This window comes from Roseovarius sp. BRH_c41 (assembly GCF_000961715.1).
In the GTDB taxonomy this organism is placed as follows: Bacteria; Pseudomonadota; Alphaproteobacteria; order Rhodobacterales; family Rhodobacteraceae; genus Roseovarius.
The window spans coordinates 142,953-155,684 of record NZ_LADY01000064.1; the positions used below are offsets into that span (position 1 = coordinate 142,953).

The following is a 12,732-nucleotide window of genomic DNA, read 5'->3' on the forward strand; positions in this document are numbered from 1 at the left end:
ATGTATCAAGTCGGCCTGAGCTTTGACCTGAATGAAAACTGGATCGGAGGTAGCTACTACATCCGCAGTCTCGTCTCTGCGTTCGCGCTGCTGCCTGCTGACGAACAGCCGATGCTGACCCTCATCAGCCGCAACAAGGACTCCGTGAGTTTTATCCAAGAGGTGGGTTACACCAAACTGCAATGGGTGCATCCGGATCAATTTCACGCGCAGCCCGATGCGTTTCCCTTTGATGCCATTTTCCCTTGGGCCGATCCAAACCAAGCCTATCGGACCGTGTCGTGGATACCGGACTTTCAGGAACTCCACCTGCCCTTCTATTTTACCGATGCGGAAATTGCGGCGCGGCGTCATCACCACCGTCTGCGCTTTGCCACGTCGGGTCTTGTGGTCAGCAGTGACTCGGTGAGCAAGGATGTGGCCCGGTTCTATCCCGGCGAATGTCCGAATGTTGCCGTGGTCCGCTTTGCATCCTTTGACGGATTTGACGACAGCAAGATAGATCAGGTTCGCACAGCCTACGGCCTTACGGGCCCCTATGTCATGTGCGCCAATCAGGTTTGGGTTCACAAGAACCATATCCTCGTGATCAAGGCGCTGTCTCTGCTCAAGACCAAGGGCGTAGATGTGACCGTTTGTTTCACCGGAAATGAGAGTGATTACCGTGTCACAGGATATGCCAAGTTTCTCAAGCAGATGGCCGAAGAATGGGGCGTCTCGGACAATTTGAAATTCCTCGGTTTCATCCCACGGAGCGACCAGTTGAGTTTGATGAAAGGGGCCAGATACGTGATCCAACCGTCGTTGTTCGAAGGTTGGTCAACGGTGATCGAGGATGCCAAGGCCATGCAGCAATTTGTCGTCGCTTCCGACTTGCCGGTGCATCAGGAGCAACTCGACGCGAATTGCCGTTTCTTTCCCCGCCACAACCCCGAGGCACTGGCCGCCATCATGCTTGAATTCGCCCGGACCTCTCCGGAAATCACGCGAGACAATGACTATGCTGACCGTCGCCGACAGTTTGGTCGCGACATGCTCGCCGCCTTTCAGCGCTTTTCCAACGGCCCTCGAATGCAAGGGGCCCAACGTCTGTCCGCCTCGGATGTGGCCGCGCTCTCAGATGAAAACTTCGCCAGCGCGTGACGGGCGACAGATCAGGCGCAATTTCCCACCCGACTAAGGCCTGTCCAATATTGTTCGGGTCTGTATAACGGGAAATGACAGGCACCGGGGCTTACTTGAGAAGTGGAATAACATATGAGCAGACTTTACCTTGATATGAAGTTTATCGGCGAAGTGCCCAACGCCTATCGTATGGGCGCCGACGAACTTGCAGGCGTATCAGGGATGAACCTCGGTAATTTTGTTTTTCGACATGCCCTCAGATTTCTTGTCGCAGAGTTGGATAGCTTTACCTGTGTTACCGGCCTTGAATTCCGCGACATGATTCAACATGAGCCACCCGAGACTGTCTTGGTTTCTTGCGCAAACTGGCTCGGCACATCTGACATGGATGAGCAGTTCAATGGTGGCAGAGCCTCGATCATTGAGAAAGCAGATTGCCCTGTGATTGCTTTCGGGCTTGGAGTTCAGGCACCGCTGAGCGCAACAGGAAAGCCAGTCTCTCTTCGTCCCAATACGGTCCGCCTCGCAAAGGTCATGTCAGAACGCTGTAAGCAACTGAGCGTTCGTGATGAGTTGACACGCATGACACTCGAAGCAAATGGGATCGACAATGCAGTGGTTACTGGTTGCCCCTCAGGTTTTATCAATTGCGATCCTCACCTAGGTGCAAAAAGTGGAAAGCTCGCCTTGGATCTCAGCCAAAGTTTGCTCGACTGGAAAGATGTTCGAAGTGCAATTTCCGAGGTCACAGGGGGGCATCCTGAGTCTGGAAAAGTGCTATCTAAACAGATTGAAATGCTGGAAGGCACCCCAGCTTTCTATATTGTTCAAACTCCCATGCACCTGAAGTTCTTGATCGAAGACCGCGCTCAGATTGGTGATATCTATCGAAAAAATAATCCCTTTATGAAAGAAAGCGGCCGTCTCACCCGAACACTCAAGTCAAAAATCCTCCATTTTTCGAGTGTTGACGCTTGGATGGATTTTTCACGCACCTGCGATCTATCGGTTGGAATGCGCATCCACGGCACGGTAGTGCCGTTGCAAGCTGGTATTCCATCTGTGTTGATTGCCCATGACTCGCGTACAATCGGGCTAGCCGATATCATGTCTGTCCCGCATATTTCGCCCGAAACGTTCCTCGAAATAGCAGCCATTGGACCGCAGGCGCTATTTGAGACTTTTGCAGAGCAAATCGCCAACTATGACGCCAACCGCAAGACGTTGGCGCAGACAATGCAGGATTATCTGGTTGCGAACGGTCTCACACCCCATGAGGCGCTCAACGGTCTTCTGGCATGACCCTTTGAAATCGAGGTTTTGACAGTGACTGAGGTGGGGTAGGACGATCAAGTCATCAGACGACGGGTTCGATTTAACGATGAATCGGACCCATCGACAGCATTCATGATCTGCACCAAACCAACGTCTGACCTGCGTGTCGTTGTTTTCTCACGCTTAATCCCGAGTGTCCGAAACCTCCCCTCCAGCGTATCAGCGAGAGACCATCTGGCGGAGTTTTCTTACGGGTGACGTGAGCCGCCAGGATGTCGAGGTCAGAATCTCGATGATCTGGTGACGGAGACCTGCGTTTTCTTCAGTGAGTTCCGCGATCCGTTGCTGCTGGTTGTCGCGATCCTTTAGCATCTGTGCGAAGTCAGATGACGGTAGTGTCTTGGTTGATTGCAGGCTTCGAGCCTGCTGTTCGGCGCGTTTCAACCGCGCCTCCAGGTCCCGCGCACGTGCCTCGGCGTGCTGCGCCCTTGTCGTGGCCTCCCAAGCGGTGCCACGCAGCAGTTCCAGCCAGCGCTCGCGCTCTGATACGGCGCGCTCACCTGTGCTGACACGCTCTTGCAGCGCGCGCGCCTGATCCAGCACCAAGGCTAGATGCTGTGGTTGCAGGCAGGTCGGAGCCGCCTGCGTCACACCAATCCGTTCCAGCGCGCTTTGAATCTCTGTCAGATCTTTGCTTTGTTGAAAAAGCACTTGGCCAATGATCGTAGGCAATCCGATTTCAGGCGCGGAAGGTCGCAGATCCGGCACAGTATCGACATCGCCCAAAATGGTCGCAAGGAGAGTCTTGGCCTCAGCCGTTGCATCCGTTTCCAGACAAATCCGATGCTCCGGATTGACAGAGATCAGATCGACGATCCTTTGCCCCTCTGCGGCCCAAATCTCAGCTTCCACATTGACCGGCTTGTCCGCTTGTGCGGCACACTCAGTCAGGCGTCTCACAAGGCTGTCATAGAGAACGAGCACCTTGCTGTTCTGGTCAGGCATATCCTCGACCGGCACAAGTTTTACGGCCCGGCGCGGCAGCACGGCCCCCGCCCAGCCCAGAACATCCTGATCTGGCACCGACGACAGATTGACGAGCCTCACGAGATCCAGACCCATATCACATATCCCTTGGCCGCATCATTTCCCCGTGCCACATCCCGTTCCAGTCAAAGATCACAATATGCACAGCTTTGTTCCATAGTTAATCGTAGTGGATCGAGCAATACCACGCCTCGGATACTTGGACGCCCATACCCAGACGGCTGGCTTTACCCTTTGGGTATTGCAGGGATTAAAAAGTGTCAGGATCTCGCGTAGATATCTTCATATCTTATGATGTCATCCTCGCCGAGATAACTGCCGGTTTGCACTTCGATCAGGACCATCGGCACCTTGCCCGGATTTTCCATGCGGTGAACTGCGCCGAGCGGGATATAGACCGATTGGTTTTCACTCACCAGCTTGACCTCGTCATCAACCGTGACGCGGGCGGTTCCCTCGACCACTATCCAATGTTCCGAGCGATGATGATGGCTCTGCAGGCTGAGCGCCGCGCCGGGGTGGACATGGATGCGCTTGACCTGAAACCGTGTGCCCACCACGAGGCTCTCGAACCAGCCCCAAGGGCGGTAGTCACGCGGTAGGATCTCCGCTTGAACCGCACCCTTGGCCTTGAGAGCGGCCACAGCCCGTTTCACATCCTGCGCTCGGTCCTTGTGCGCGACCAAGACTGCATCGGGCATGGCCACGGCGATAATATCCGTCAGGCCGATCCCGACCAAGGCCTGCTGACCGTCCTCGGCTCGCAACAGGGTGTCGGTGCATTCGAGCGCCGTTGCCGGGCCCGAGGTCACAACGCCATCCGCGTCCGGCCCGCCCTCGCGCCAGACCGCGTCCCAGCCCCCCAGATCAGACCATCCGCCGCCATAGGGCACCACAGTCAGATTAGCGGCCTTTTCCATAACCGCATAGTCAATCGAGATATCGGCGCAATCCCTCCAAGGCTTTGCCGCCAAACGCAGAAAACCGAGGTCCTTTTCGGCGCCCTCAAGCGATGCCTGCACCGACGCCAACAGCGCTGGCTGATGGGTCTCAAAGGCGGCCAGGATCGCATCGGTCGAGAACAGGAAAATCCCGGCATTCCAGAGATGCATCCCCCCTGAAAGCAGCTTTTGCGCAGTGACCATATCCGGCTTTTCAACGAAACCCTGCAAAGGTTGCGGCACAGGCGCAAACGCCGCCCCCGGCGCATTCGACAGGGCGAGCCAGCCATAGCCCGTCTCGGCGCGTTCCGGACGGATGCCAAAGGTCACAAGCTGCCCCGCTTCCGCCGCTGGAACTGCGGCCAACACAGCAGCGCGAAAGGCCTCTGCATCGGGGATAACGTGATCCGACGGCGCCACCAGCATGAGCGCTCCGGGCGCGCGCGCGTGCAGTTCCAGCGCTCCTGCCAGAATGGCAGGTGCGGTATTGCGCCCCTCCGGCTCAATCAGCGTGGTGGCAGCCGCGATTTCGACACCGGCCAGTTGCTCCAACACCACAAAACGGTAGTCCGAGGCGGTTATGACCATCGGCGCGGCAAAACCCGCCCCCGATAGCCGCCGGGCCGAGGCCTGAAACAAGCTCTCTTCGCCGGTCAGCTTGGTGAATTGCTTGGGATAGCTCTTGCGTGACAAGGGCCAGAGCCGGGTGCCAGAGCCGCCGCAGAGCAAGAGTGGGTAAATATCCTGTGGCATGGTCAAAACCTCCCTTAATCCGCGTCAACGGCGAAAATCACCCTGATGCTCCAGAAACCAATGATAAGTGTCTGTGAGTCCCGCTTCCAGTCCTATTCGAGCCCGCCAGCCCATCTGTGCCAGACGGCTGACATCCATCAATTTGCGCAGCGTTCCATCCGGTTTGCTCGGGTCAGTAACGATCCGGCCCTGATAGCCCGTGACGCGCGCCACCATCTGCGCCAATTCCAAGATGCTCACATCGCTGCCGGTGCCCACGTTGATATGGCTCAGCATCGGCTCCGTGTTGGCGTCATAGGTCGGCTTGTCGAGGTCCAGCACGAACAGCGCGGCCTCAGCCATGTCGTCGACATGCAGCAATTCCCGCATCGGCTTGCCTGATCCCCAGATCGTGACCTCCTCGCGCCCTTCTTTCACGGCCTCATGAAAGCGGCGGATGAGAGCAGGCAGGACATGGCTATTCTCCGGATGAAAATTATCGCCCGGACCATAAAGATTGGTGGGCATGACCGAGCGGTAATCAGTGCCATGCTGGCGATTGTAGCTCTCACAGAGCTTGATACCGGCGATCTTGGCGATGGCATAGGGCTCGTTGGTGGGTTCGAGCGTGCCCGTGAGCAACGCATCTTCGCGCATCGGCTGCGGCACCGCCTTGGGGTAAATGCAGCTCGATCCGAGCTGCAACAGCCGCCGCACCCCGGCGGCAAAGGCCTGATGGATCACGTTGCATTCGATCATCAGGTTGTCATAGATAAAATCCGCCGGATAAGTGTTGTTGGCATGAATCCCGCCAACCCGAGCAGCCGCCAGAACCACCACATCTGGGCGTTCCCTTTGCATGAAATTCTGCACTGCCGCCTGATTGGTCAGGTCCAATTCGGCATGGGTGGCGGTCACTAGGGTCAGGTCTTCTCCTGCCTCCTGCCGCAGCTTGAGGCGCCTCAGGATCGCGCCGCCCACCATGCCCCTATGCCCGGCCACATAGACACGCATGGCGCTCATCCGTTCTCGAAGCTGACCGGAAGGTCCATGCCATGCTCTTTCAAGAGCGCATGCCGTCGTGCGGTCCTCAGATCCTCCGCTACCATTTCGGCACACATTTGTTGTGCGGTGATCTCGGGCACCCAGCCCAGTTTTTCCTTGGCTTTGCTGGGGTCGCCAAGCAGCGTTTCGACCTCTGCGGGTCGGAAATAGCGCGGGTCGATCCGCATGATCACATCGCCCGGTTTGATGGCTGGGGCCATAGCGCCCGTTATCGCTGTGACAGTGGCGGTTTCGGTCACGCCCTCACCGGTAAACTCGAGTTCAATCCCCAATTCCCGCGCACTCCAGATGATGAACTCGCGCACCGAATATTGCACGCCCGTCGCGATCACGAAGTCATCTGGCGCCTCTTGTTGCAGCATCATCCACTGCATACGCACGTAATCCTTGGCATGGCCCCAATCGCGCAAACTGTCGATATTGCCCATATATAGACAATCCTCGAGGCCCTGCGCTATATTTGCCAATCCACGGGTGATCTTGCGGGTCACAAAGGTCTCGCCGCGCCGGGGGCTCTCGTGGTTGAAGAGGATGCCGTTGCAGGCATAGATGCCATAGGCCTCACGGTAATTGACCGTGATCCAATAGGCATACATCTTGGCCACCGCATAGGGGCTGCGCGGGTGGAATGGGGTTGTCTCACGCTGCGGAATCTCTTGCACCAACCCGTAAAGTTCCGAGGTTGAGGCCTGATAGAACCGCGTTTTTTGCTCGAGCCCCAGAAACCGGATCGCCTCCAAGAGGCGCAGCGTGCCCATAGCATCGACGTCCGCCGTATACTCGGGAGCCTCAAAGCTGACCGCGACATGGCTCTGCGCGCCGAGGTTGTAAACCTCGTCTGGCTGCACCTCGCTCAGGATGCGGGTCAGGTTGGAACTATCTGTCAAGTCCCCGTAATGTAAGCGAAAATTACCGTTTCCAACATGCGGATCCTGATAGATATGGTCCAAACGCTGGGTGTTGAACAGGGAGGCGCGGCGTTTGATGCCGTGGACTTCGTAGCCTTTATCCAGCAAAAACTCTGCCAGATAGGAGCCATCCTGACCCGTCACCCCGGTGATGAGCGCTCTTTTCATCCCGTCATCTCTCCGCTTTCCAGAAAAACCAAACCTGCTTTTGACACGGACCTTACAGCATATAGAGCAGGCCACATCAAGCGCCCAGCACCAAATATGGTGGGGGAGGCGATCAAAGAGCGTCAGAGCGCAACCAGAGCGGTGTTTTCCGGGTCAGCGGAAAGACCCTGAACCGGGTCCGCACCGGCAAAAAGCCAGGCCCATTACCGCCCGCCGCGACGGGATTGGACCGCTCAGGGGGTCGTACGGTGTGTACGCGGTTTCCGTACAGACCTTGTGTACCCTCCGCGCCAAGCCCCGAGCCCGGTCAAAATCGCCCCCTCTTTTTGCCCCTGTCGCTGCCAAAAATCAAAAACCGGGGTCCTACAAATCACTTGTTGACGGACATGCGATGCGGATTTTTCGCGTTGCGGCATCTACGGAAATTTGCGAGGTTCCTACGAATTTAATCCGAAGGAAACATACCGGAAATGACGGATCGTCCCAAAATAATCCTTCATGCAGGTTTTCCTAAATGCGGCACATCTACTTTGCAAAAGCTATTCTGCGTAGACGGACATCGCGTTGCGCGATCCATGGGGTTGGTCTGGATCGGACATGGGATCAAACTCTGGGCGAATGGAGCACCCGCTACGGAAATAATGTACGACAAAGAAGGCTCGCTCACGAATTTGGCGGCGCTAGATACTGAAGCAGACAAGACGTACTTTCTCTCGTCCGAGGCACTTTGCAGTTATGACTACATGCTTGAAGCCATTTCAAAGAAATTTGAAATTGACCACATTGTAATGACGGTACGCATGCCCGTGCCGATGATTTTGTCCGAGTATTGCTGGAGTGGCTGGTTGTATCGCGCACCGAGGCAAATTTACTTGGATGGACGTCTTGAGTCGATGACGCGAACCATTGAGCGCCTAAGAGAGTTTGGCCCTGTTGTAGTTTGTCCGATCGAGCCTTCAAAATTTCCGTCTCGGTTTTGTGACGCCATCGCGCCAACAGCACCAAGTGACATAGAAGAGATTGCAAAAGACGCTGGTGACGTGAATGTATCGATTCCGCCCTGCCTGGCTGAAGCGTTAAATGAAGCCATAACAGCGTTGAACATGGAACCAGTTCCGGGACCGATGCGCCGCTATTTTGTCAATGCTGCAATGGAGAACAAAGGCCCTGAGGAATTTCGGAGTTATATGCCGGATGCTTTTCATTCTGTCTTGAATAATGCCGACTTTGTTGAAGCTGAGATTGAAAAATACAGACAAATGCTTGAGGGTGCTGGTCTGTCAAATGCGACCGCACGAGAAGCGCTCGAACTTAGCAAAGATCGTCTAACCGAATTGGCAAAACTTCCGGTTGCAGACCCTAGTATTCGAACTCACCTGCGCGAGCATGCAGGTTTTATCTTGGATAAAGTCCGCGCATCCCATCCTGAAGCGATACCAGCCTAACCGTCGCGTTAAACTCTCTTTATTTGATACTATTTTTCAATGGGGTAGCCGCATATTTGTGCAAGATTACGAATCACTTCTTGTGAGTACTTAATGTTACCATGGTGCGTATCTTGAGATTTTGCGACGAGGAATTCAGGCTTTAGAAAGCCGCCCTCGGTCACATCATCCGGCGTTGATCCTCACAGTCCGGATCGGTATGGCTAGGGTCAGGCGAACGGGAGCCTGAGGGGTGGGGTTGATGATCAAGGTTCATGCCTTCGGGGAGTATGCGCACCGTCAGCCGCTGGCCTATGCGCCGATCCGCGAGGCCGTTGCGGCGACGGTTCAGGTCTGCGAGGCCTTTGACGAGGCCGATATCATCCTCTTGGCCCATAGCAAGGATCTGAGCCGATATGCCGAAACGCTGGGGACGCGGATGGGGGCGGGTCAGCGCTTGGTTCTGCTCTCGGAAGAGCCATTCTGGGACAGTGTCTGGGCTGACGACCCTCTGACGCGGGAGCAGAGCGTCGAGACCGCGTTGGGGTCTTCGCCGTTCGTGTTTCTCAACCATGTCACGTCAGACATTTATGCGTTTGACCGGATTCCGTATTTCCTGCTGACAGATTATGCCTATGCGACCTGCTTTGCCTGTTGGTTCAAGGACAATGCCCGGCTCTCGACCGGGGATTGGGCGCGGCGGTTTGCGGCCGCAGAGTGGGATCTGGCGTTTGTCGCGGAATATCGCGATGAGCCGCGATTCGATGTGGCCTATCCAGAGGCGGGGCTGATTGGTCTGGGGCGGTGGCGGACCCGTCTGGCACTGGGCTGCAATGACGGCAGGGTGCTGCGCATGGGTGCGGGGTGGAACACGCTGCCGCGCCGGCAGACCCTGCCCGACTGGCATCTGGAGAAGTATCTCGATCTCAACGGTCGCTGCGCCGTGCTCTCGGCTGTCGAGAACACATATCATCGCTGCTACATCACGGAAAAGGTGTTCGACAGCCTCGCGATCGGTGCGATGCCGCTCTATGTGGCCGGGCGGGACCACAGGATCCGGGAGTTGGTGCCGGAGGGGGCCTTTGTCGATCTGCATGGCATGACGCCGGAGGATGCGGCGGCGCGGGTCAGCGGCTACCGCGCCGACACGGCGGATCTCTCGGCCTATTGCGAGGCGCAGGCGCGGATGTCGGACCTGTTCAATGCACCGTCACTTTTGCGTGCGGAGTATGACCGTTTGGCGCAGGCGCTGACGCGCAACCTTGCGGCTCTGATCTGAGGCGCGGCTTTATCTGAGGCGTTGCAAGAGGCGGCGCAGCGGCGTGGTCAGTCTCCAACTCCGCGAGGTGAGGACCGCCGTGAGCTGCGCCTGAGCATCGGCCAATTGCTGTTCGAGCGTTTCGAGACGTGTGGCATAGGCCGCAAGATCCGCCTCCTGCTGGTGGCGGGCGGCGTATTGCGTCTCAAGCGCGCGCTGGACCTGATGCAATTGCGCGAGCAACAGGCGCTCGTTGGGGGTGGCGTGAGCGGACTGCGCCACATCTTCGGTCGTTTTGTGCATGGCCTCTCCTGTCCGTCAGGTCCGACTTTAGCCCGCGGCCCAAGGGGCTGTCCATTGGCATGATCACGGGTGGGTCATACGGGTCGCAGAGGGCGAGATTGGCCGCCGGTTACGCTGCAATCCCATAGTCCAGAAACCGGATCATCGTGTCGCCATAGCGCCGCTCTTCCAGCAAGCGCATACCGTCTGGAGGGGTGATTGTGGCGCTTTCCTCCCAGACGATCAGCGCGCCCGTGGCGATCCATCCCCCCGCGCAGGCCGCTGTGAGGGCCGCTTCGCCCAAGCCCTTGGCATAGGGCGGATCGAGAAAGATCAGGTCATGCGGGGGGCCGGGATTCCGGCCGGGTTTGCGGGCATCCAAGGGAAAAATCCGCGTCTCGCGCTCTGCCCGGCAGAGCCCGATATTCTGCCGGAGCAGAGACAGCGCCTTGCGCCCGCTCTCGATGAAGCTGACCGCCTCTGCGCCACGCGACAGCGCCTCGAGCCCGAGCGCGCCGGTGCCTGCGAAGAGGTCGAGCACCCGGGCGCCTGTGACGGGATCGCCGTAGCCGCCCGCCAAGACGTTGAAGAGGCTCTCGCGCACCCGGTCGGAGGTGGGGCGCAGATGGGCTGCGACATCCCCCTTGCCGAGACTGGCGAGCGCCCGCCCGCGATGCGTGCCGCCGATGATCCTCACGGTTTCAGCAGCGGTTTCAGATCGGTGCCGGCATCCGCCACGATGGCAGGGTCGGCGGATTTGCCCGCATCAATCAGCCGCTTGCCCACCATATAGGCGCGCGGATCGTTCATGGCGTCCACAGCCAAGAGGTGCTCGCCCTTGTAATACCAGAACGACACCGCCTCGCCCCCGTCGCGGGTCACGATCCGGTCATAGCCGGTGCTGAGCCCGGCGATTTGCAGTTTGACATCGTATTGATCCGACCAGAACCACGGCTTGGGCACATAGGGCGTCTGCGCCCCCATGATATTGCCCGCCACACATTCGGCCATGTCGATGGCATTCGGCACGCTCTCAAGGCGCAGACGATCCGCCTGATGCGGAAAGGAGGCACAATCGCCCACTGCCCAGATCGCCGGATCGGAGGTGCGCCCCTGGGCATCCACGGCGATCCCGTTGTCGACCGCCAGCCCTGCGGCCTGGGCCAGAGTGGTATCCGGCACAATGCCCACGCCGACGATGACCATATCGACGGCCAGATCGGTCCCGTCGGTCAGCCGCGCACCGCGCACCTGTTCATCCCCCAAGAGCCGCTCCAGACCGACGCCCTCGCGGATATCGACACCGTGTCGGCGATGCAGCGCGCGGAAGTAATCCGAGGTCTCCTTGGCCGCCACGCGTTGCAAGATCCGCTCTGCCATCTCGACCAGCACCACCTGCAGGCCACGCGACGCCGCCACCGCCGCCGCCTCGAGCCCGATATAGCCACCGCCGACGATGAGCACCCTCGCCCCCTGCAGAAATCCCGGCGCCATGGCATCGACATCCGCCAGCGTGCGCACCACATGCACGCCGTCCAAATCGCCGCCAATCGCCGCAGGCAGGCGACGTGGCACCGATCCGGTGGCCAGCACAAGATGCGTATAGGGCAGACGCTCTTGATCCATCATCACCTCCTGGGCGGCCCGGTCAATCGCGGTCACACGGGTATCGATGCGCAGATCAATCCCAGCCTCTGCATAATAACTCTCGGGGCGCAGATAGAGACGCTCCAGAGCCATTTCGCCCAAAAGGTATTTTTTGGACAGGGGCGGGCGTTGATAGGGGGGGGCGGGTTCATCGCCAATCAGCGTGACCGCACCCTCATAGCCATCATTGCGCAGCTTTGCCACCAACGACGCGCCCGCCTGTCCGGCCCCGATCACCACAACCCCTGTCATCTCGTTCTCCTGACTTTCCCGTGGTCACTTGCCTATCATCCGCCTATACCTACATCCATCTCGAAACCACCTGATAGACAAGGAACGACCATGACCCTTTCCACTGGCGACAAACTGCCCGATGCGACCCTGCTGCGCGTGGGTGAAAAAGGCCCCGAAGGTGTAAATCTCAAGAGCCTCACCGCTGGCCGCAAAGTCGTGATCTTTGCCGTGCCCGGTGCTTATACGCCGACATGCTCGTCGGCACATGTCCCGAGTTTTGTGCGGACCAAGGCAGAGTTCGACGCCAAGGGCGTGGATGAGATCGTCTGTCTCAGCGTGAATGACCCCTTTGTGATGAAGGCCTGGGGCGAGGCGACCGGAGCGACCGAGGCGGGTCTGACCATGCTGGCCGACCCGGAAAGCGCCTTTACCAAGTCCATCGGCATGGAGTTTGACGCGCCCCCCGCTGGCCTTTTGGGGCGGTCCAAGCGGTATGCGATGGTTGTCGAGGATGGCACTGTCACAGTGTTGCATGCCGAGGCAAGCCCCGGCACCTGCGAGATCACAGCCGGCGAGTCCCTGCTCGCGGCGATCTAAGACGTGATACCGGATGCGAGGGGCAAACC

At 58.1% G+C, this 12,732-nt stretch carries 12 protein-coding genes; 5 read left to right on the plus strand and 7 right to left on the minus strand.

Annotated features, from left to right (window positions below; translation table 11 throughout):
• Together VR71_RS20730 and VR71_RS20735 are read left to right on the plus strand one after the other, a co-directional pair.
• Entirely contained in the window at nt 1-1,143 is a 1,143-nt protein-coding gene (locus VR71_RS20730) for a glycosyltransferase (RefSeq protein ID WP_045686386.1), read from the plus strand.
• Nucleotides 1,144-1,257: 114 nt separating this feature from the next.
• Nucleotides 1,258-2,427: a polysaccharide pyruvyl transferase family protein gene (locus VR71_RS20735; protein ID WP_296430707.1), complete on the plus strand. Its 1,170-nt coding sequence runs from the start codon at nt 1,258-1,260 to the stop codon at nt 2,425-2,427.
• Between the two features lie 192 nt (nt 2,428-2,619).
• Here the strand turns inward: VR71_RS20735 and VR71_RS20740 are convergent, their stop codons facing one another.
• The 4 genes from VR71_RS20740 to gmd form a co-directional block, all read right to left on the minus strand.
• Complete coding sequence (locus VR71_RS20740) at nt 2,620-3,522, minus strand: hypothetical protein (protein WP_045686387.1); 903 nt, start codon at nt 3,520-3,522, stop codon at nt 2,620-2,622.
• Between the two features lie 185 nt (nt 3,523-3,707).
• Nucleotides 3,708-5,141, minus strand: coding sequence for a mannose-1-phosphate guanylyltransferase/mannose-6-phosphate isomerase (locus VR71_RS20745; protein ID WP_009815998.1), 1,434 nt, complete (start codon nt 5,139-5,141; stop codon nt 3,708-3,710).
• A gap of 24 nt (nt 5,142-5,165) precedes the next feature.
• Nucleotides 5,166-6,143, minus strand: coding sequence for a GDP-L-fucose synthase (locus VR71_RS20750; RefSeq protein WP_296430709.1), 978 nt, complete (start codon nt 6,141-6,143; stop codon nt 5,166-5,168).
• The gene (gene gmd / locus VR71_RS20755; RefSeq protein ID WP_009816000.1) at nt 6,140-7,261 is read right to left on the minus strand and encodes a GDP-mannose 4,6-dehydratase; all 1,122 of its coding nucleotides are present in this window, start codon (nt 7,259-7,261) and stop codon (nt 6,140-6,142) included. Before gmd ends, VR71_RS20750 begins: the two co-directional genes overlap by 4 nt.
• Before the next feature lie 470 nt (nt 7,262-7,731).
• Here gmd and VR71_RS20760 point away from each other — a divergent pair, with 470 nt between their 5' ends.
• Both VR71_RS20760 and VR71_RS20765 read left to right on the plus strand, forming a co-directional pair.
• Complete coding sequence (locus tag VR71_RS20760; protein ID WP_296430711.1) at nt 7,732-8,706, plus strand: hypothetical protein; 975 nt, start codon at nt 7,732-7,734, stop codon at nt 8,704-8,706.
• Between the two features lie 241 nt (nt 8,707-8,947).
• Nucleotides 8,948-9,964 (plus strand): glycosyltransferase family 10, encoded by a 1,017-nt coding sequence (locus VR71_RS20765; protein WP_045686389.1) that lies wholly within the window; start codon nt 8,948-8,950, stop codon nt 9,962-9,964.
• A gap of 9 nt (nt 9,965-9,973) precedes the next feature.
• Here VR71_RS20765 and VR71_RS20770 read toward each other — a convergent pair whose 3' ends face one another.
• The 3 genes from VR71_RS20770 to VR71_RS20780 form a co-directional block, all read right to left on the minus strand.
• A complete protein-coding gene (locus VR71_RS20770; RefSeq protein WP_045686390.1) occupies nt 9,974-10,246 on the minus strand; it encodes a hypothetical protein in 273 nt (90 codons plus the stop codon).
• 109 nt (nt 10,247-10,355) lie between these two features.
• On the minus strand, nt 10,356-10,922 hold the full coding sequence (gene rsmD, locus VR71_RS20775) for a 16S rRNA (guanine(966)-N(2))-methyltransferase RsmD (RefSeq protein ID WP_045686391.1): 567 nt from the start codon (nt 10,920-10,922) through the stop codon (nt 10,356-10,358).
• A complete protein-coding gene (locus VR71_RS20780) occupies nt 10,919-12,124 on the minus strand; it encodes an FAD-dependent oxidoreductase (protein ID WP_045686392.1) in 1,206 nt (401 codons plus the stop codon). The genes rsmD and VR71_RS20780 overlap by 4 nt, the downstream gene beginning before the upstream one ends.
• A gap of 90 nt (nt 12,125-12,214) precedes the next feature.
• Here VR71_RS20780 and VR71_RS20785 point away from each other — a divergent pair, with 90 nt between their 5' ends.
• Nucleotides 12,215-12,703, plus strand: coding sequence for a peroxiredoxin (locus tag VR71_RS20785; protein WP_045686393.1), 489 nt, complete (start codon nt 12,215-12,217; stop codon nt 12,701-12,703).
• The last annotated feature ends 29 nt before the right edge of the window (nt 12,704-12,732 follow it).

Bases quoted from the DNA above. Each gene is read 5' to 3' on its own strand.
- VR71_RS20730 (WP_045686386.1), top strand. From the start codon at position 1: ATGTATCAAGTCGGCCTGAGCTTTGACCTGAATGAAAACTGGATCGGA.
- VR71_RS20735 (WP_296430707.1), top strand. From the start codon at position 1,258: ATGAGCAGACTTTACCTTGATATGAAGTTTATCGGCGAAGTGCCCAAC.
- VR71_RS20740 (WP_045686387.1), bottom strand. From the start codon at position 3,522: ATGGGTCTGGATCTCGTGAGGCTCGTCAATCTGTCGTCGGTGCCAGAT.
- VR71_RS20745 (WP_009815998.1), bottom strand. From the start codon at position 5,141: ATGCCACAGGATATTTACCCACTCTTGCTCTGCGGCGGCTCTGGCACC.
- VR71_RS20750 (WP_296430709.1), bottom strand. From the start codon at position 6,143: ATGAGCGCCATGCGTGTCTATGTGGCCGGGCATAGGGGCATGGTGGGC.
- gmd (WP_009816000.1), bottom strand. From the start codon at position 7,261: ATGAAAAGAGCGCTCATCACCGGGGTGACGGGTCAGGATGGCTCCTAT.
- VR71_RS20760 (WP_296430711.1), top strand. From the start codon at position 7,732: ATGACGGATCGTCCCAAAATAATCCTTCATGCAGGTTTTCCTAAATGC.
- VR71_RS20765 (WP_045686389.1), top strand. From the start codon at position 8,948: ATGATCAAGGTTCATGCCTTCGGGGAGTATGCGCACCGTCAGCCGCTG.
- VR71_RS20770 (WP_045686390.1), bottom strand. From the start codon at position 10,246: ATGCACAAAACGACCGAAGATGTGGCGCAGTCCGCTCACGCCACCCCC.
- VR71_RS20780 (WP_045686392.1), bottom strand. From the start codon at position 12,124: ATGACAGGGGTTGTGGTGATCGGGGCCGGACAGGCGGGCGCGTCGTTG.
- VR71_RS20785 (WP_045686393.1), top strand. From the start codon at position 12,215: ATGACCCTTTCCACTGGCGACAAACTGCCCGATGCGACCCTGCTGCGC.